Genomic DNA, 17873 nt, shown 5'->3' on the forward strand with positions numbered 1-17873 from the left:
CCGGCATCCGCCTTGCCTAGAACCCCGTAGCTGCTAAGTAGCCTCTCGGGGAAGCGTTCAGGAGAACTTGCATGGCACATGGTCCCGGACTGCGAAAAGCGCTGGCGGAAAAGTTCGACGACGAACTGAAGTTCTTCAAGGGCTGGATCGACAAGCCGAAGGCAGTCGGTTCGATCGTGCCGACCAGTTCCATCACGGCCCGCAAGATGGCATCCGTCGTCAACCCGAAGTCGGGCCTGCCGGTGCTCGAAGTCGGACCCGGCACCGGCGTCATCACCAGAGCCATCCTCGCCCAGGGCGTAAAGCCTGAAAATCTCTATGCGGTCGAATATTCCCCCGATTTCGTGCGCCATCTGCGCCGGCTCTATCCCGGCGTCAACGTTATCGAGGGCGACGCCTTCAATCTCGATGCGACGCTTGGCGACAAGAGCGGCCTGACCTTCGATTCGGTCGTCTCCGGCGTCCCACTGCTCAATTTCCCGGTCGCCCAGCGCATCGCCTATGTCGAAAGCCTTCTCGACCGCATCCCGACAGGCCGTCCGATCGTGCAGCTGACCTACGGCCCAATGTCGCCGATCCCGCCTGGCCGCGGCGACTACACGGTTGAGCATTTCCATTTCGTCATCCGCAACATCCCGCCAACGCAGCTGTGGATCTACCGGCGCGCGGCACACTAGGGTCGAAACTTAGCCAGCCGCCGCAAATGGCCTAAAATGGGTGGAAGCGGACATCTCTACCTCGCCTGGTGCCAGACTTTCCACGCGGAGATTACGAGGATCGCGGCTAGCGCTGGCAATAGCAGGGCGCTAGGAACGATGCCGAGCAGAAAACCGCCGATCAAGGTCCCCATGATTGATCCAGCTGCCATTACAAGCAAGAGCGACCGATTTCGTCCGATGGTGGCGAAGCTCTGATCGCGGCTGTAGCGTGAGAAGCCGACCAGCACCGTCGGAAGGCTCACGGCGAGCGACAGGCTTCCAGCAAGCTTGATGTCCGCACCGAAGAGCAGAACCAGCGTGGGTATCAGGAGTTCGCCGCCGGCAACGCCGAGAAACGACGCGACGACGCCTATTGCGAACCCTGCGACAGCACCCACCGCCATTTGGGCCGTACCCGTCAACAGTGCTCGCCCCACACTGGCATCATGTCCGAACACAAGCACAGCCGCGATGACGATGAGCAGCGCTGCGATCACCCTGTAGAGCGTTTCCGATTTCAGGCGCGTTGCCCATCCCGCTCCGAACCATGCGCCGAGAAGGCTTCCGGCAAGCAAATTCACGATGATCGGCCAATGCGCCGCAATCTGGCCAAAAGGCACCGTGCCCATGCGAAAGGGTAGCGCCGTGGCGACGACCACCAAGCTCATGGCCTTGTTGAGGATGACGGCTTCCAGCGCGGTGAAGCGGAAGACCCCGATCAGCAGCGGCAAACGAAATTCAGCACCGCCGAGGCCGATCAGGCCGCCGAGAGCGCCAATGATTGCGCCACCGCCGAATGCAAGCGGAAGTTTTTGCGGAGGATTTGTCGAGGTCAATCCTTGAGTCATAGCGCTATATCTACACGGAAACGACGCCTGGAACAGGCGATCCTTGGCCCGTCATTAAGCGTCCGCTCCGCGTCGAACTCGGTCGCTCAGAGTGAGCGAGGTTTGATCCCTTGAGCGAGGTGCGTCCTCTTGGACGCACAACACCTTGAATCCAAGCATCGTGCTTTCCAGAAATCGATTTTCGATTTTTGGGCCGATGCGTTGATCTGAGCGATCCTTGGCTGTACCTGTCCGGGGACAAAGGTGGCCAATGGCAGTGATCCCGAAAATTCTCGTCTTCGCGGGCTCGATTCGCGCTGGCGCCTACAGCGGCAGGACCGCCGACGTGGCGCAGAAGGAACTCGCCATGCAGGGCGCCGAGGTGACCCGGATCTCGCTTGCCGACTATCCGCTGCCGATCCTGGACGAGGATCTGGAAAAGGAGAAAGGCGTTCCCGAAAACGTCTTCAAGCTTGCCAGGCAGATCGCTGCCCATGACGGGCTGCTGATCGCGACGCCCGAATATAACGGCTCCATCCCGCCGCTGCTCAAGAACACTATCGACTGGGTGAGCCGGGTGCGCACGGATGGCGGGCGGTCGTTCAGGCCGTTCACCGGCAAGCCCGCCGGCCTTTGTTCGTCTTCCAAAGGACACTTCGCCGGGGTACGCTGCATCAACCATCTGCGCGCCGTGCTGGTGCGCTGCCAGATGGAGGTGGTAACGCCGGAGTGTTCCGTGCCGGAGGGCGGCAACGCCTTCGACGACGACGGAAATTTCAGGGACGAGAGACTGAACAGATCGATGGAGCACCTATGCCGCACGCTGATCGAAACCTCGCGCCTGCTGTCCACGCGGATCGAGGCTTGATCCAGGAGCGCGCCAGCACCATGCAAGACAGGCTGATCGTCGGCCTCGACGTGCCGACGCTGAAGGAAGCCGAGAAGGCGGTGCGCGAGCTCGACGGGGTCGTCTCCTTTTACAAGATTGGCTATCAGCTCGCTTTCGCCGGCGGGCTCGACTTCGCCCGCGAGCTCGCCAGCGGCGGCACCAGAATCTTCCTCGACATGAAGCTGCTCGACATCGACAACACAGTGGCCAAGGGTGTCGAGGCCATTGCCAGGATGGGCATGACCATGCTGACGCTGCACGCCTATCCGAAGACGATGAAGGCAGCGGTCGAGGCCGCCAGGGGCAGCGATCTCTGCCTGCTTGGCGTCACCGTGTTGACCTCGATGGACGAGCAGGACGTGATCGACGCCGGCTATGAATATGACCCGCATACGCTGGTGCTGAGGCGCTCCGAGCAGGCGCTGCATGCCGGCATGGGCGGCATCGTCTGCTCGGCCGAGGAAGCGGAAGCGGTGCGCCGGATCGTCGGGCCCAACCTGGCCGTCGTCACGCCGGGAATACGGCCCAAGGGCAGCGACCATGGCGACCAGAAACGCGTCGTCACGCCGGCGCAGGCGATCCGCAACGGCTCCAGCCATCTCGTCGTCGGCCGGCCGATCGTCGGCGCCGCCGACAGGCGGGCAGTCGCGGAAGCGATACTTGACGAAATGCGCTCGGCCTAAGGATCAATTCCGAAACTGGAGAAAAAGCATGCCCAAGGGATACTGGATCGCCCGCGTCGATGTGCGCGATGCGGAAGGCTACAAGGACTATGTTGCTGCCGCCAAACTGGCCTTCGACCGTTTCGATGTGAAATTCCTGGCGCGTGGTGGCGCGCACGAAAAGGCCGAGGGGCCGGGCCGCGACCGCAACGTGATCATCGAGTTTCCGTCATTGGCTGCGGCGCACGATTGCTACCACTCGCCGGAGTATCAGCGCGCCGTGGCGATCCGCCAGAAAGTGGCCGACGGCGAGATCGTGCTGGTCGAAGGGGTTTAGTTCAGCGCCTGCGGCGGTCAGACCGAATGCAGGATGTAAAGCTTGCGCGTCTTCTCGTGGATGGTCCATTCGCCCTCCCAGCCAAGCGGCAGGACAAGCAGTTCGCCGGGCCCGACATTCCTGGCCGCGCCATCGGGACCGTGCAGCGTCACGCGGCCGGAGACGATGTGGCAGATCTCGGAATTCGTGTCTCGGCGCGCAGTGAACCGGCCCTGCGAACATTCCCAGACACCGACTTCGATCTTGCCATCATCCGAAGCCCACAGGGTGTTGGCTGCTTCCAGCTGATCGCCTTCCACCGAGGTGGGTTTCGGCTGAGGCTCACCGAGGTCGATATGCGCAAGGTGGGCGAAGGTCTTGAAGTCGATCATTTTCTTAAGTCCTCGAGGTAATGCGGTTCAGTGCCCGGTGATGCGATCGGCCAGGGCGGCCAGCCGCGATGTGCGCGGCAGCCCCTTTGCTTCCCGCTCGTCGGCAATCCGATAGAGCTGATACATGGAATGGACGCCCAGCCAGCGCAGCGGCTCCGGTTCCCATTTGCGCACGGTTCGATTGACCCAGGGAAGCCGCGTCAGCTCGGTGTCGTTGCCCAGCAGCAGATCCCTCAATGTGCGTCCCGAGAGGTTCGAGGTGGAAACGCCGAGGCCGACATAGCCACCGGCCCAGCCTATTCCGGTCTGCTTGTCAAAGCCCACCGTCGTGCACCAGTCGCGCGGCACGCCCAGCGTTCCACACCACGCATGGTCGAGCTTTAGCCCCTTGGTCTGCGGCAAAAGCGTCGTCAGGATCTTGTGCAGCTTATCGATCGTCGCCTGCTGGGTGACGCCTCGAACGTCGGTCTTGGAGCCGAAACGATAAGGCACCCCGCGCCCTCCCATGGCAATGCGCCCTTCCCGGGTGCGTTGCGCGTAGCAGTAGGTGTGCGCAGCGTCGCCGAGCACCTCGTAGCCATCCCAGCCGATTTCACTCCACAGTTTTTCGGACAACGGCTCGGTCACCACGATGGCACTGTTGAGCGCCAACCAAAGTCTCTCGTGGCCGGCAATTCCGGCGGTAAAGCCCTCGGTCGCCCGCACGATCTTTTCGGCGCGCACCACGCCCCGATTGGTTACGACCTTGCCCTTCTCGATCGACAGCACGGTCGTCTGTTCACAGATCTGGACACCGAGGCGCTCCACTGCCCTGGCGAGCCCCTGCACCAGCTTTGCGGGCTGAACCCGCGCAACTTTCTTGATGACGAAGGCGCCGCGCGCATTGTGCACCGCTATGCGACGGCGCATCTCCGCGGCATCGATGTACCCGACGCGGTCGTCGGTCAGCTCCCAGGACCTGGCATGGGCATACATCGCCTTGGCGCGCTGCTCCTGCGCCTCGTTGGTTGCGACAAGCAGTTCGTCGGTACGGCGAATATCGGCGTCGATGCCTTCGGTCTCCGCGACCGATATGACCTCGTTCACCGTGCCCATCATCGCCGCCTGCATGGCGATGACCCCGGAGCGCGACGATGCCTCCTCATACTTTTCGCGCGACCATGAGAAGCCGCCGGACAGCCAGCCGCCATTGCGTCCCGAAGCACCGAAGCCGGCGAACTCCTTCTCGACGATGACGATGTTGAGGTGCGGCGCTGCCTGCTTCAGGTAATAGGCGGTCCAAAGGCCGGTGTAGCCGGCCCCGACGATGCAAACGTCGGCCACGATATCGCCCTGCAGCGGCGGCCGGTAGCCGGGCACGCCGCCGATGTCTGCATACCAGAATGAAACGTCGCCGTTCTTCTTCACGTCCATTGTCGCGATTTTCCCAGGTAGGATTCAGGTAAGCGTGAAATCGGCCTTTTCGTCGTCCGCTAACAGCTTCACGTCGCTGCCCGCGAATATGAGGTCGACCTCGTCGCCGATGGCGAAGGTCTCGGCATCCAGCGTCGAGCGCACGATCGCCTTGGAGGTGTCCGCCAGCACGACTTCGTATTTGGAGCCCGATCCGAGATAGATGGCTTCGCCGATGCGCCCGGGCAGGGTGTTTCGATCCTGTCCGCCCTTGCCCCGTCTGGCGAGGCTCAGCTTCTCCGGCCGCAGCAGCATCACCGGCTTGGCGCCATCGGGAAGGCGTTTGGCGGCGGCCACTTTCCGCCCTTCTATCTCGATGGCGGTCTCGTTCCCGGAGGTGGAGGCCGCGCCACGCAGTATCGTCGAGTCGCCGACGAACTTTCCGACGAACAAGGTCTCGGGCTCGTCGTACAGCTGGCGACCGGTGCCGATCTGCTCGATGCGTCCTTGGTTGAACACGGCGATGCGGTCCGAGAGGACCAGGGCCTCCTCTTGGTCGTGCGTGACGTAAACGAAGGTGGTGCCCAACTCCCGGTGGATCCGTTTGATCTCGAGCTGCAGCCATTCACGCAACTTCTTGTCGAGCGCGCCGAGCGGCTCGTCCATCAGGAGCAGCGGCGGGTCGAATACGATGGCGCGCGCCAGCGCGACGCGCTGCTGCTGCCCGCCGGAAAGCTCGCTGGGGAAGCGGTGGCCGAAATCCGCCATCTTCACCATGTCCAGCGCCTTGCGCACCCGCGCCTCGCGATCGGGATTGGCGATGCCGCGCAAGGTCAGTGGGTATGCGACGTTCCTGCTCACCCTCATGTGCGGAAACAACGCATAGTGCTGGAAGACCACGCCGATGTTGCGTTTGTGCGCCGGTACGCCGATGACGCTCTTGCCGCCGACATCAAGCGAACCCGAGCTGACCTCGGTGAAGCCGGCGATGACGTTGAGCGTGGTCGTCTTGCCCGAACCGCTGGGTCCGAGCAGCGTCATGAACTCCCCCGGCTCGATGCGCAGCGAAACCTTATCGAGAGCAATGAAGCTGCCATACTGTTTGCTGACGGATTTGAGATCGATGGCTGCGCCGCGGGTCGATGGTGAGGCCATGTCAACGTTTTCCCTGTCTCGAACCGATCAGCAGCCCCGCCCCGATAACCAGCGACGTCACGATGAAGAGCAGCGTGCCCACCGCCGCTACCGTGGGATCGGCGTCCCGGGTGATGCTGGAGAAGATCTGGACCGGCAGTGTCTTCAGGTAAGGGCTGGTGATGAACAGCGCGACGATGATCTCGTCGAATGAGGTTACGAAGGCAAACAGCAAGCCCGACAGGATGCCCGGCGCGATCAGCGGCAAGGTCACCGTCCTGAACGCCGTCAGCCGGGTTGCGCCGAGGCTGGCCGCAGCCGTCTCCAGCCGTTTGTCGAAGACTTCCAAGCTGGCGGAGACGGCGATGATGACGAAAGGGACGGCGAGCATCGTGTGGGCCAGCACGAAGCCGGTCATGGTGCCGACCAGCCGCGTATCGAGATAGACCGCATAGATTCCGACGGCGAGCACCACCCCCGGCACGACCATCGGCGTGATCAGCAGTGCACGCAGCACGCCGCTGACGCGGCTTTTCATGCGATCGAGGCCGAATGCCGCCAGCGTGCCGATGACAGTGGCGAACACCGCAGTGACGACGGCAACCTTGAGCGAGCCGACCAGGCTCGCCGACCATTCGGGGTTGGTGAAGAAGTTCTGGTACCACTGCCAGGAAAAGCCGGATGGCGGAAAGGCCAGCGACTTCTTGTCGTTGAACGACATCGGCACGACGACGATTGTCGGTGCGACCAGCCAGACCGCGACCAGCAGGCAGAACAGACCGAGCAGGATTCGACCGGGCTGTTTCATCAGCGTGTCGAGCCCGTCTTGTGCGGTTGGCGCGACAGCGGTGCTGCAAGCGCGAGCAAGACGAAGGTCGCGATCAACAACACCACACCCATCGCACCGCCGCGACCCCAGTTGAGCAGGCTGAGCACTTGGTTCTGGATCAGGGTCGAGAGCATGGTCGAACGCGGACCGCCGAGCAGCGCGGGGGTGATGTAGAACCCGAGCGCAAGAATGAACACGATGATGGCGCCCGCGTAGACGCCCGGAAGCGAGAGCGGCAGATAGACCTGGGCAAAGGCGCGCGCCGGGCTTGCGCCGAGGCTTCGTGCCGCCTGCATGAGCCGCAGGTCAATCGTCTTCATTACCGAATAGAGCGGCAGGATCATGAACGGCAACAGCACCTGCGCCATGCCGATCACCACGCCTGTCTGCGTGCGGATCAGCTTGACCGGACTAAGGCCGACTGCCCGTATGACGGAGTTGATCACGCCGGAATCCTGCAGAAGGATGACCCATGCCAAAGTGCGCACCACACCGCTCACCCAGAACGGCACCAGAACGCACAGGATGAGGACGAGCCGCATCTTGGGCCCGACCGCAGTCATCACATAGGCATAGGGATAGCCGGCAATGAGACATACCAGCGTCACCCAGGCGGAGATCGCGAAGGTCCGCTGAAGCACGGTCAGGTTGACCGGTGTGCCGAAAAACCAGGCATAGTTCTGCCATCCCCATTGCGGCTCGGAAAAGCTACGCAAGGTCATGATGGCGAGCGGCAGGCCCAGGCAGACGACGAGCAGCAGCAGCGCCGGCGCGACGAGCCAGAAAGCCTGTCCACGAAACCAGCGCCGGCGGTCGTCTGCTGCGACAGCCGGACCAGTGTTCCGGCTGTCGGTTGTTATCGTTGCCACTGCGGCGGACCTAGTTGCCCGCCATCAACGCGTTCCACTTTTCGTTCGCCACCTCGAAGTTCTCCACCCAGAACTTGATGTTCTGCTGATAGCCAAGCTTCAGCTTGTCCGGCGTATTGGTCATGAACGCCGCGGTGACCTCGTCCACTTCGGGCTTCGCGTCCTTGTGGATCGGGGTATACGAGGTGGTTTTTGCAAGCGTCTCCTGCGCGCTCTTGCCGACATAGGCGTTGATCAGCGCATGTGCTGCGTCGGGATCCTTGACGCCCATCGGAATGGTCATCTGGTCCATCACAACCAGCCAGTCCTGCCACGCCGGCGTGTACGCCGCGCCGTTCTTCACCGCGGTCATGGCACGTCCGGTCCACATCGCGATCATGTCGGCTTCACCGGATTCGGCGAGCTGCTGGGAATCGGCGCCGGTCTTCCAGAAGATCGTGTCCGGACCGAGCGCCTTCACCTTCTCGATAGCCTTGTCGATGTCGGCCACCGTCATGTTTTCCACCGACCCGCCGGCTGCGAGCAGCGCCTGCTCGATCATGCCGCCGGACAGATCGCCGCTGCCTTCCAGAGCGCGCGAGCCCGGGAACTTCTCGATATCGAAGAAATCCTTCCAGCTCCTAGGCGGATTATCCTTGTACTTTTCGGTGTTGTACATCAGCACCACGCCATAGTTCATGGCCGGCACACTGCAATCACTGATCTGGCCCTGTGGAATGTTGGACGTATCGATCTTCGAGAAGTCCAGCTTCTGGAACAGCTTGCCGCAATAGACGTAGGGCGGGAAATCGCCGGTGTCGACGACGTCCCAGGTCACATTGCCGGACTCGACCTGCGCCTGCAGTTTCGAGATTTCGGTCGGCCCATCGCTGAGCAGCGTCACACCGGACTTGTCGACGAACTCTTTTAGCGCGGCGATCTGGCCATCCTGATAAATGCCTCCATACGAGACGAAGGTAAGCGTCTTGTCCTTCAGCGAGCCCTCGGCCACCTCGCCTGCCACGGGCTTGCTCTGTGCAAGCGCTGCGGTCGCGATCATCAGCAGCCCGAGCGCGGTCACCTGTCCGATCTTGGTCTTCATGTTTTATCTCCCATTTACGTGCACCCGCATTACTTCTGTCCGCCCGGTTGCGAGCCTTGTCCGGGCGTGTATTGATTGAGTTCCGCCGCGCCGCTGGTCGGGGGCGCGATGATCCAGAGCACCTGCGCCGGCGTCTTGCCGATGTTCACCGTGCGATGCGGCGTTGAGGTTGCGTACTCGATGCTGTCGCCCTCGTTCATGGTGAAGCGCTCGTCCGCCAGCGTCAGCTCGACTGTCCCCTTCAGGACGACGAACATCTCGTGCTTACCGCCATGCGTGTAAGCGTCGTTGCCGGTCGAGCCGCCGACGTCGAAATCCCCCGAATAAACCTCGAATTCATGGATCGGCCGCCGCGACAGCAACGTCTTTCGACAACCGTGGCTGATCGGCAGCAGGGGGCGGTCGGCTCTGGTGAGCACCTTGTGGAACCCACCGTCGGTCTGCTCGAACAAGTCGTTGATGCCGAGGTCCAAGGCAGCCGCGATCCGCATCAGGGTGCTGGCGCTGGCTCCGCTCAGATTGCGCTCGAGCTGGCTGATGAAGCTCGCCGTCGTGCCGATCATGTCGGCCAGTTGGCGAAGCGAAATGCGTCGGGCCGTGCGAATGGCCTTGATCCGCCCACCGACATGCTTTGCCTTGTCAGCGTCTGCCGCTGCCAGCGCCGCCACGTCCGGGGATGTCGCAGGGTCGACTTTCACCGAGTGCTCCTTCACTTAACACCCTATTAAGTGGAGTGCCGGAACGCAAGCCATTTGTCGAGATACGATACGATCCCGGGTCGCCCGGGGCAGCTTTGCGCAGGATTTCTGCTCAGGACGCGGCCACTCGGCTAAAACGACTCGCCGCGGTCTCGACCATCGCATCGGCGAGGCTCATGTTCCATTGCGAGCGGCAATAGGCGCGGAAATCGAAGCAGGGCAGGCCGGGACACACTTCAAACTCTATGAGATGGACCGTGTCGTCGGCCTCGATCCGAAGATCGATCGAAAAGACGTCCCGCAGGCCAAGCCCAATCATCAGCCTTTGCGCGACTTGGCGTATCCTTGCATCGGCTCGCGGCTGGCTGGCGGCGACCGGCAGCAGCACCGGCTCGGCGTATGTCCCCGCCGCCCTGGCAGCCTCGCCAGTGTCGCCGTAGAGCGCCAGGCTATCTTCCATGGTCTGGAAATCACCGCCCGAATCGACGAAAGCGATGCCGAGCGCCTCGACGCCGATGTTCGGCTTCAGGCCCAGAAAACTAGCGCGCGCGTTGCGCCCGGCGACGTAGGACTGCACGACGACATCGTCGCGATAGGCGGCGAACACACGCCGGCTAAGCTCCAGCGCGTGGCCGAGATCGGCACAGCGTGAATCCGGCCAGATGCCGATCTTGGCGCCGAGCCGGTTCGGCTTGACGAACCAGCCGGCTGGCGAAGCCGGCGGCTCGACCAGCCAGCGGCCGTCGCGGGCCAAGCCGGATCGCGGCACCGGCAGGCCGAGCGCGCCGAGCACGGCGCCGGAGCGGAATTTGTCCTGGCAGAGCGCAAACAGCGCATCATCGGCGCCGAGCACCTTCAGGCCGTTCAGTCTTGCCAGAGCCGGTGCCGCACAGCCACGGAAATAGGCGACGCCATCGGTCAGCGTCCACACCAGCGTGGCCTTCGGGTCCTCACCGGCAAGCACGCCTGCGGCATCGTCGAGCGCCACCGGCGCGAAGGACAGGCCGCGCGTCAGACAGGCTGCGGCTAGTGCATCGAACTCAGGGGCGATGTCAGTCGACTGCGCCAGATAGGAGGCGATTTCGGCGGCACGCGCCGGCAAATGGCCTTCGACGACCAGCCGGTCGAAGCAGGCCTTTTCCGGCTCGTAGACAAGGATCAGCTTCGGCTTGCGGCTTGACATGGGATGAGCGGGTCCTGGGGATGAACGGGTCCTGGCAGCGCGATTGCCTACCATCGCACGGCGAATGTATCAGGCTTTCGCGGAAACCGACGTTAGCCGGACGCCTGCACGACAGTGCTGGTGCGATCTTCCCGTTTGGGACCATGTTCTTTTCCGAACCGAAGGTTCGGGATCATCGCCTAGGCGATCAGCACGCGCGGCTCGAAGCGGCCGTTGACCGGAATGTCGAGCAGAAACGTCATGCCGGCTTGCGGGTCCAGCAGGCGCTGTTTCTCATCCTTCCCCGACCAGGCGGAAGTGACCGCCAGCCGGTCGGCATTCCTGCCGACAAAGGCCGGGCAAGACGGCTGCGTCACCGGCATCGCGACCGACCGGATGAGCTTGCCGTCGGGCCCGTAGGCTTCGATGACGCTGCCGCCCCAGCAGGCGTTCCATAGGACACCGTCGCGATCGAGCACCGAACCATCGATATAGCCCTTGGCCTTGCGGTGATCGACGAAGATCTTCGGCTCGCCGGACGGCAGGCCGGTTGCCGGATCGCAGCCGACACGCATCAGCAGTCCGGTGCTGGTATCGGTGTAATAGGCGACCGCCCCATCTTCGGAAAAGCAGATAGAGTTCGACACGGTGATGTCCGAATAAAGCCGGCGCAACTCCCCCCTAGAGAACCAGTAGATCGAGCCGGCGGCCTTTTCCTCGCCCTTGCCCATGGTGCCGATCCAGAAGGCGCCGCAGGGGTGGACGCGCGAATCGTTCGAGCGCGTCACCGGGTTGTCGGCCTCGATCGCCGTGTGCAGCGTCATCTTGCCGGTCGCCACGTCGCGGACGTGCAGGCCGGTTTCGGTGGCGATCAACTGCCTGCTGTCGTCGATGATGGCTATCGCGCTGGCCATCTGGCCAAGCTCGTGGATTTTGACCGCGCCGCCGGACAGGCGTTTTTCCAGAAGCTGGCCGTTGACGATATCGAACCAGTAGAGCGTATCGGTGGCTGGATCATAGCTCGGGCCTTCGCCGAGCTGGCAGACATGGTCGGAAAAAACCGAAACTTTGGCTTCACTCATCCTGCTGCTCCAAACGCCGCATCCCAGGCTACTGTGGCAGCACGGGCCCGCACGGCCACCTCTTCGACGCTCATGCCAGGTTTGAACAGGCTGGATCCCAAGCCGAAGACGCTGACGCCGGCGGTCTTGTAGCCGGCAAAGTCCTTCTCCGAGACACCGCCGACCGCGCCGACCAGCGTCTCTGCCGGCAAAACCGCGCGCATCGCGGCGATGCCGGCAGCCCCAAGCACGCTGGCCGGGAAGAATTTCAGCGCCGAGGCGCCGAGCCGGATCGCCTGGAAGGCTTCGGTCGGCGTGAACACGCCGGGCATCGTCACCATGCCGTAATCCATCGCGCGGGCCATGACCTCGGCATCGATGTTGGGGCTGACCAGCAGCCGCCCGCCCGCCTTGTGCAATCCGTCAACATCGGCTGATGTCAGTACGGTTCCTGCACCGACCAGCGCCGTCGCCGGCAGCGCCTGCACGATATTCGCGATCGAGGCAAAAGGGTCCGGCGAATTGAGCGGCACTTCGATCGCTTCGATGCCGGCCTCGAAGATCACCCGGCCAATGGCCACCGCCTCGCCTGGCTTGAGGCCGCGCAGGATGGCGACAACGCCGCGTCTGAGCTTCGGAAACGGTGCGGTCTCGGTCATGCTGCAACTCCGCTTCCGGCAATCATGCCATTTTCGCGCGCGGCCTCGATCAAGCCGGCACGCACTGCCTCGTCAGCGTCGACAGTCCGAACCGCAAGTCCGGCAAGGCCGAGCGCCTCAGTGTAGAGCGCGCCGAGCGCGCCGGAAGCAATCAGCACGACCGACGCAGCGCCTTTCCCATAGCGGTGGCTGGCAGAAGCGATCTCGCCGCCGATCAGCAGGCCGGACAGGCAAGCAGCGGCATCGTCGGGTTTCAGGTCCTGCAGCAGGCCCGCCGCGCGGATCGAGAACAGTCTCGACGTGACATCGCCGCCGTCGGCCAGCGCTTGCTCGCACCAGCGCCGAAAGAACGCATTGCCTGATGCGACCGGCTTGGGCTGCTCGCCCAGCGAATGGCGCAGGATCGAATGCGCCGCCAGCACCGAAAACAACTCGCCGGTCGGCCACGTGCCGAAACCGGTAACGGCGCCGTCCTCGACCAGCACCCATTTCGAATGGGTGCCGGGCATGCAGACGAGATGGCGACCCTTTGTCGGCAAACCAGCGCCGGCAAGCTGCGTTTCCTCGCCGCGCATGACGTCGGGCGCGTCGGCCTGGCGCTGGGCAAGGCCCGGCACGATGCGGATGTCGCGGCGCTGGCCCGGAATGCGCGCCGCACCGGCCAAAATGGCGCCGATCGGCGCCGGCACGGTGACATAGGGCGCCTCGAGCCAGCCCTGGCGCGAGCCGGCCATGCCGCAGATGATGACGGGCATCGCTTCCGGCGCGCCCATCGCCGCCAGATGTCCTTCGAGGATGGTCGAAAAGCCGGTGGCTTGCGCAGTGATCAGCCCGTCGTCGCCGCGGCGCTCGGCAAGGATTTTTCCGGCCTCATCGACCAGCCAGACCCTGAGACGGGTGGTGCCCCAATCCACGGCGGCGACAGAGGGTGCTTTGCTCGGGGATCCTGGGTTCACAGGAAGCCCCCGTCGACGATCAGCATCTGGGCGGTCAGCATCCGCGAAGCGTCCGACGCCAGGAACAGCACCGTGCCGACGATGTCATCCGGCTGCATCACCTGCTTGATGCATTGCTTGGCGACATGGGCGGCGAGCGCCTGTTCGGTGACCCAGAGCTCCTTCTGCCGCTCCGTGATCACCCAGCCGGGTGCGATCGCATTGACGCGAATGCCGTCGGCGCCGAGCTTGCCGGCAAGGCCCTTGGTCAGGCCGACGATGCCGGCCTTGGCCGCGGTATAGGCCGGCATGTCGGGGTGGTTGATGAGAAACGACGTCGACGTGAAGTTGATGATCGAGCCGCCGCCGGCCCGCTTCATGCCCGGCGCCACCGCTTGGGCGGAGAAGAAATGCGGACGCAGATTGATCGCCTGATTGTTGTCCCAGAATTCCACCGTGACGTCTTCCACCGCGTGGCGTTCGTCAAGTGCTGCATTGTTGACCAGCACGGTGACGTCGCCATGCGCTTCTGCCGCCTTGGCGGCAGAAGCCCGCAGCGCCTCGATGTCGCGTATGTCTGTGTTGAGATAGAGGGGTCGCCGGCCGAGATCCTTCTCGATGCGGTCGGCCAGCGCCAGGCTCGGGCCGTCAGCGATGTCGATGAAGGCGACCTTCGCCCCCTGGCGTGCAAAACCCTCCGTCAACGCCGCGCCGATGCCGGAGCCGCCGCCGGTGATCAGCACCGAAGCGCCTTCAAGGTCGGCAAAGCGCGCCGATGGCATCATTTTTTTTCTCCACAAAGTCAAAGTGCGGCAGCGTCCTTGGCGCGTCCCAAACGGACGCACGGGGCTGTGGTCTGGCCGGCGCGCATCCTAGCCAGCCCGGTCCAGGGAGCAAGGGCGAAAAACGGATTCTTACGGCTTATGTCAGACAAAAAGAAGGCTGCGCCGCAGTGGCAACGTGGCCGGTCGTCAGATTGCCTTGACGCGCAGGGCGCCGCGGAAGCTATCCCTGAGATAGCCGAGCGTGGCGTCGGCATCGACCGGCCTGCCGAACAGAAACCCTTGCCCACCGGCGCAGCCGAACTGGACAAGGCGCTCGGCCTGCGCTTCCTGCTCGATGCCTTCGGTGACCACGTCCATGCCGAGCCCCTCGCACATGGCCAGGATCGCCCGGATGATGTGTTCGGACGGGCGGTCGTCGAGAATGGAGGAGACGAAGGCCCGGTCGATCTTGAGCTTGTCGAAATGAAATTCGCGCAGACGCCCGAGCGAGGACTGGCCGGTGCCGAAATCATCGAGCGCGACGCGGATGCCGACGCGGCGCAGATTCTCGACGATCTTTTCGGCCGAGGCCGGATCGTTCATCAGGCCGGTTTCGGTGATCTCGATCTCCAGCCGGCGCGGGTCGAAGCCGGTGCGGTCGAGGGTCGCCAATATGTGCAGCCCGGTGTTCTGGTCGACGAGCTGCGACGGCGACAAGTTGAAGGACAGGAACAGATCCTTGGGCCAGCTCCTGGCCGCCTCGGCGGCCTTGCGCAGCACAAGCTGCGACAGCGGGCCGATGATGCCCCGCTCCTCGGCGATCGGGATGAAGACCGTCGCCGGGACCGAGCCGAGATCACCATCTGTCCAGCGCGCCAGCGTCTCGAAGCCGATGATGCGGCGGGTCCTAAGATCGACGATGGGCTGGAAATGCGGCTCGACCTCGCCGGCCGAGACGGCCCGGCGCAGCGCCTGCTCGATGCGGGTGACGCGCTTGGCTGCTTCCTCCATCTCTCTGCTATAGACGACCACCCGTCCGCGACCCGAACGCTTGGCATGGTACAGCGCCGTCTCGGCCTTGCTGACCAGAATTTCGGTGGTCTCGTCGCCCGAATAGAACATCGAGCAGCCGACCGAGGCCGAAAGCCTGGCAGTGCGTTCGCCGACATCATGGGGTGCCGACAGGATCTCGATCAGCGTTCGCGACTTTTCGGCCGCCGCCTCCTCGCTGAACACCATCGGATAGAGGAAGGCATATTCGTCGGCGCCGATGCGGCAGACGGTGGAATGGCTGTCCATAGAAGCGCGCAGCCGCATCGCCACCTGGATCAGGATCTCGTCGCCGGCCTTGTGTCCGAACAGGTCGTTGATCGGCTTGAAACCATCGAGGTCGAGGATGCCGACGGTGAACGGCGCCGGATCGTCGGCGCGGTCGCTGATCAGGCGGTCGATCTTGTCGAAGAAGCGGCGATGATTGCCAAGCCCGGTCAACGGATCGGTAAAGGCCAGATCCGTGCTTTCCCCGGTTGCTTGCCCGGTGCCAAACGTCGTTTGCATCGGTAACCCTGTTAGGTCGGAATATTTCGAGGCTGGCAGCAAACCCTTTAGGAACCGTATCCCAAACCGATTTCTTTCACAGGTGAAGAACCGTTTCAGCGGCCGAGCCGAACGCGGTACAGTTCGAGGGAACCTCCGCTGATTGGTGTGACCGGCTCGAGCCATTCCGGCACGCTGCCGCGCATCAGCCCGGCAAGAAAGCCCTGAGGCGCCTTGGCGGTGAGAAGCGCGCTTTCCGCATTGCCACGACAAACCGCGACGAGGCCGACGTGATGCGTTGCCACGACCGCCCTGGCAGCGGTGGATGACCCCAGGAAGGTGTCGAGCGCAAGCAGATCTCCGGCGATGTTGCGGTGATAGGGCCCGGCGAAGACGCGATGATCGGAATAGGCGAGGATCGGCGATCCGAGATTGGAAATCGCCAGCACGGTGGTGTCCGGCACACCGCCAAGCGCGGCAAAGGAGGCCTGGCGCTGGCAGGCCATGTCGGCACCGCTGTCATTGGCCGCCGTCTTATCGGCTTCGAACGCCACCGCGGCCGCTGCCGCGGCGCCCGTCCACACGGCATTCACCGAGACGAGCCAGACCGCGGCCATGCGCAGCGCCACGCTGCTCGAGCCGCTTGTCTCGGCCCGCTGACGCCAACTGGCGATCCAGGCGGAAAGCGGGATGACCGCCAGCGCGACCGAGAATGTCGAGCCGCGCACCTGCCAGGCACTGACGACGAACGCCACGACAAGCAGCGCGCCGACAAGACTGTCCTGCCGCCGCCAACCGCCACGACCAAGGCGAAGCGCCATCAGGACGAGCGCGACGGCCGGCGTGACATAGCGCGCCGCCACCCTTGCCGGGTCCTGGGCGACAAGGTTGAACAGCGACTGCGCTTCGTCGACGTGATCGAGCCACAGTTCCTTGAGGCGCGGATCGAGGTTCGCGTAGGGAGCCGCCAGGCATTGCGGGAACAGCACCATGACGACCGTGCCCAGCGCGAGCGCAAGGATGCCAAGCGACACCAGCCGGCGCGTGCGGCCGACGGCCTCGATCGAGGCTATCGCCGCAAGGCCGGTTCCGGCCAACACGGCGACGACGAACTGCACGGTCGAGAAGGCGTCGCATTGCGCCTGGCTCCAGGCGGAGACGGGAACAGTGGTGACAAAGACGAGAGCGGAAGCGCCGGCAAAACCGACGCCGAAGTCCCTGGCGATCCGTCTTTCGCCATCTGCGTCAAAAGCGAACAGGAGCGCGACGCAGGCGCCGATGGTGGCGACATAGGGGGCGGTTTCCATGCCGACAGCCAGCATCAGCGCGGCGCACACGCCGGAGAACAGCGCAGCCGGCCCGCGCATGGTGGCTTCAAGCAGCAGGCTGAGGCTGGCTATGGTCAGCGTGAGCTGAACATTGTGATGATCGAGCGCGCCCGGCGAGAAGATGCCTATGAAGTGCAACGCCGCCGCGCCGACGATGACAGCGGGCAGCACGGCGGCCTCACCGGCGAAATTGCGCGCCGCGCGGGTGATGAAAAAGACCGCGAGGCAGAAGAGCAGCGCCGGCCACAGCACTTGCGCGACGTTCTCGGCCAGAGCCATGCTGCCGGTCAGGGCCGTCGCTGCAAGAATGATGGCGGCGATCGGCGCATCGACCAGCCGCGACCAGTGCATGACGAAGCCGCCTTCGAGCCCCATCCTGTACTGGTGCAGATCGAACCAGCCCTGGCCGGCCAGAAAGTCGCGAACCTCGACCAAACGCAGCAAATTGTCGTTGTCGCCGTGGGCGTTGGTCAATTGGGGGAATCCGGCCCAGGCATTGACGGCGAACGCCACCAGCGTGGCAAGCAGCGCCAGCACGATTTCGGACCTCCAAATGGAGGCGCCATGCTTGGCTATGCTCATTCTATGACCTTTGGAAGGAATATGGGGCAACTTAAACCTAGCCTTAACGGCTTCAATAA

At 63.6% G+C, this 17873-nt stretch carries 19 protein-coding genes; 4 read left to right on the plus strand and 15 right to left on the minus strand.

All coding sequences use genetic code 11. The annotated features are described in order from the left end of the window. Positions 1-71: 71 nt before the first annotated feature. Positions 72-677, plus strand: coding sequence for a phospholipid N-methyltransferase PmtA (gene pmtA / locus CIT25_RS11625; RefSeq protein ID WP_095484656.1), 606 nt, complete (start codon positions 72-74; stop codon positions 675-677). Positions 678-733: 56 nt separating this feature from the next. On the opposite strand, the gene CIT25_RS11630 is transcribed toward pmtA, so the two are convergent. Next, positions 734-1546, minus strand: coding sequence for a sulfite exporter TauE/SafE family protein (locus CIT25_RS11630; RefSeq protein WP_095484657.1), 813 nt, complete (start codon positions 1544-1546; stop codon positions 734-736). Between the two features lie 250 nt (positions 1547-1796). On the opposite strand from CIT25_RS11630, the gene CIT25_RS11635 reads away from it, so the two are divergent. From CIT25_RS11635 to CIT25_RS11645, 3 genes are read left to right on the plus strand one after another with little or no spacing between them, the layout of a single operon-like run. Further along, positions 1797-2393, plus strand: a complete 597-nt coding sequence (locus tag CIT25_RS11635) for an NADPH-dependent FMN reductase (protein WP_095484658.1) — start codon at positions 1797-1799, stop codon at positions 2391-2393. A gap of 20 nt (positions 2394-2413) precedes the next feature. Continuing rightward, on the plus strand, positions 2414-3097 hold the full coding sequence (gene pyrF / locus CIT25_RS11640) for an orotidine-5'-phosphate decarboxylase (protein ID WP_095485091.1): 684 nt from the start codon (positions 2414-2416) through the stop codon (positions 3095-3097). A gap of 28 nt (positions 3098-3125) precedes the next feature. After that, positions 3126-3413 carry a DUF1330 domain-containing protein gene (locus CIT25_RS11645; RefSeq protein ID WP_095484659.1) on the plus strand — a complete coding sequence of 96 codons (288 nt, stop codon included), beginning with the start codon at positions 3126-3128 and terminating at the stop codon, positions 3411-3413. Between the two features lie 17 nt (positions 3414-3430). Here CIT25_RS11645 and CIT25_RS11650 read toward each other — a convergent pair whose 3' ends face one another. The 14 genes from CIT25_RS11650 to CIT25_RS11715 all read right to left on the minus strand — a co-directional run bounded on the left by CIT25_RS11650 (position 3431) and on the right by CIT25_RS11715 (position 17814). Beyond that, the gene (locus CIT25_RS11650) at positions 3431-3784 is read right to left on the minus strand and encodes a cupin domain-containing protein (RefSeq protein WP_095484660.1); all 354 of its coding nucleotides are present in this window, start codon (positions 3782-3784) and stop codon (positions 3431-3433) included. 27 nt (positions 3785-3811) lie between these two features. Continuing rightward, complete coding sequence (locus tag CIT25_RS11655) at positions 3812-5197, minus strand: NAD(P)/FAD-dependent oxidoreductase (protein ID WP_095484661.1); 1386 nt, start codon at positions 5195-5197, stop codon at positions 3812-3814. Between the two features lie 24 nt (positions 5198-5221). After that, entirely contained in the window at positions 5222-6331 is a 1110-nt protein-coding gene (locus CIT25_RS11660) for an ABC transporter ATP-binding protein (RefSeq protein ID WP_095484662.1), read from the minus strand. 1 nt (position 6332) lies between these two features. Next, positions 6333-7118, minus strand: coding sequence for an ABC transporter permease (locus CIT25_RS11665; RefSeq protein ID WP_095484663.1), 786 nt, complete (start codon positions 7116-7118; stop codon positions 6333-6335). Beyond that, positions 7118-8008 (minus strand): ABC transporter permease, encoded by an 891-nt coding sequence (locus tag CIT25_RS11670; protein ID WP_095484664.1) that lies wholly within the window; start codon positions 8006-8008, stop codon positions 7118-7120. The genes CIT25_RS11665 and CIT25_RS11670 overlap by 1 nt, the downstream gene beginning before the upstream one ends. Positions 8009-8018: 10 nt before the next feature. Next, positions 8019-9089 carry an extracellular solute-binding protein gene (locus tag CIT25_RS11675; RefSeq protein ID WP_095484665.1) on the minus strand — a complete coding sequence of 357 codons (1071 nt, stop codon included), beginning with the start codon at positions 9087-9089 and terminating at the stop codon, positions 8019-8021. Between the two features lie 29 nt (positions 9090-9118). Next, positions 9119-9787, minus strand: coding sequence for a helix-turn-helix domain-containing protein (locus CIT25_RS11680; protein ID WP_095485092.1), 669 nt, complete (start codon positions 9785-9787; stop codon positions 9119-9121). 112 nt (positions 9788-9899) lie between these two features. Next, positions 9900-10970, minus strand: a complete 1071-nt coding sequence (locus CIT25_RS11685) for a D-alanine--D-alanine ligase family protein (RefSeq protein ID WP_095484666.1) — start codon at positions 10968-10970, stop codon at positions 9900-9902. 179 nt (positions 10971-11149) lie between these two features. Next, positions 11150-12031 (minus strand): SMP-30/gluconolactonase/LRE family protein, encoded by an 882-nt coding sequence (locus CIT25_RS11690; RefSeq protein WP_095484667.1) that lies wholly within the window; start codon positions 12029-12031, stop codon positions 11150-11152. Further along, positions 12028-12669, minus strand: a complete 642-nt coding sequence (locus tag CIT25_RS11695; RefSeq protein WP_095484668.1) for a 2-dehydro-3-deoxy-6-phosphogalactonate aldolase — start codon at positions 12667-12669, stop codon at positions 12028-12030. The genes CIT25_RS11690 and CIT25_RS11695 overlap by 4 nt, the downstream gene beginning before the upstream one ends. Then, positions 12666-13625 (minus strand): 2-dehydro-3-deoxygalactonokinase, encoded by a 960-nt coding sequence (locus CIT25_RS11700; protein ID WP_095484669.1) that lies wholly within the window; start codon positions 13623-13625, stop codon positions 12666-12668. Before CIT25_RS11700 ends, CIT25_RS11695 begins: the two co-directional genes overlap by 4 nt. Further along, positions 13622-14389: an SDR family NAD(P)-dependent oxidoreductase gene (locus CIT25_RS11705; RefSeq protein WP_095484670.1), complete on the minus strand. Its 768-nt coding sequence runs from the start codon at positions 14387-14389 to the stop codon at positions 13622-13624. Before CIT25_RS11705 ends, CIT25_RS11700 begins: the two co-directional genes overlap by 4 nt. 186 nt (positions 14390-14575) lie before the next feature. Next, on the minus strand, positions 14576-15925 hold the full coding sequence (locus CIT25_RS11710) for a putative bifunctional diguanylate cyclase/phosphodiesterase (RefSeq protein WP_095484671.1): 1350 nt from the start codon (positions 15923-15925) through the stop codon (positions 14576-14578). A gap of 95 nt (positions 15926-16020) precedes the next feature. Beyond that, positions 16021-17814, minus strand: a complete 1794-nt coding sequence (locus tag CIT25_RS11715; RefSeq protein ID WP_095484672.1) for a polysaccharide biosynthesis protein GtrA — start codon at positions 17812-17814, stop codon at positions 16021-16023. Between the last annotated feature and the right edge of the window lie 59 nt (positions 17815-17873).

Source organism: Mesorhizobium mediterraneum (assembly GCF_002284565.1).
Classification (GTDB): domain Bacteria; phylum Pseudomonadota; class Alphaproteobacteria; order Rhizobiales; family Rhizobiaceae; genus Mesorhizobium; species Mesorhizobium mediterraneum.

Excerpts from the sequence above, each read along its gene's own strand:
- CIT25_RS11650 (WP_095484660.1), bottom strand. The coding sequence starts at position 3,784 with ATGATCGACTTCAAGACCTTCGCCCACCTTGCGCATATCGACCTCGGT.
- CIT25_RS11705 (WP_095484670.1), bottom strand. The coding sequence starts at position 14,389 with ATGATGCCATCGGCGCGCTTTGCCGACCTTGAAGGCGCTTCGGTGCTG.
- pmtA (WP_095484656.1), top strand. The coding sequence starts at position 72 with ATGGCACATGGTCCCGGACTGCGAAAAGCGCTGGCGGAAAAGTTCGAC.
- CIT25_RS11665 (WP_095484663.1), bottom strand. The coding sequence starts at position 7,118 with ATGAAACAGCCCGGTCGAATCCTGCTCGGTCTGTTCTGCCTGCTGGTC.
- CIT25_RS11690 (WP_095484667.1), bottom strand. The coding sequence starts at position 12,031 with ATGAGTGAAGCCAAAGTTTCGGTTTTTTCCGACCATGTCTGCCAGCTC.
- CIT25_RS11715 (WP_095484672.1), bottom strand. The coding sequence starts at position 17,814 with ATGAGCATAGCCAAGCATGGCGCCTCCATTTGGAGGTCCGAAATCGTG.
- CIT25_RS11675 (WP_095484665.1), bottom strand. The coding sequence starts at position 9,089 with ATGAAGACCAAGATCGGACAGGTGACCGCGCTCGGGCTGCTGATGATC.
- CIT25_RS11710 (WP_095484671.1), bottom strand. The coding sequence starts at position 15,925 with ATGCAAACGACGTTTGGCACCGGGCAAGCAACCGGGGAAAGCACGGAT.
- CIT25_RS11660 (WP_095484662.1), bottom strand. The coding sequence starts at position 6,331 with ATGGCCTCACCATCGACCCGCGGCGCAGCCATCGATCTCAAATCCGTC.
- pyrF (WP_095485091.1), top strand. The coding sequence starts at position 2,414 with ATGCAAGACAGGCTGATCGTCGGCCTCGACGTGCCGACGCTGAAGGAA.
- CIT25_RS11645 (WP_095484659.1), top strand. The coding sequence starts at position 3,126 with ATGCCCAAGGGATACTGGATCGCCCGCGTCGATGTGCGCGATGCGGAA.
- CIT25_RS11685 (WP_095484666.1), bottom strand. The coding sequence starts at position 10,970 with ATGTCAAGCCGCAAGCCGAAGCTGATCCTTGTCTACGAGCCGGAAAAG.
- CIT25_RS11630 (WP_095484657.1), bottom strand. The coding sequence starts at position 1,546 with ATGACTCAAGGATTGACCTCGACAAATCCTCCGCAAAAACTTCCGCTT.
- CIT25_RS11635 (WP_095484658.1), top strand. The coding sequence starts at position 1,797 with ATGGCAGTGATCCCGAAAATTCTCGTCTTCGCGGGCTCGATTCGCGCT.
- CIT25_RS11695 (WP_095484668.1), bottom strand. The coding sequence starts at position 12,669 with ATGACCGAGACCGCACCGTTTCCGAAGCTCAGACGCGGCGTTGTCGCC.
- CIT25_RS11655 (WP_095484661.1), bottom strand. The coding sequence starts at position 5,197 with ATGGACGTGAAGAAGAACGGCGACGTTTCATTCTGGTATGCAGACATC.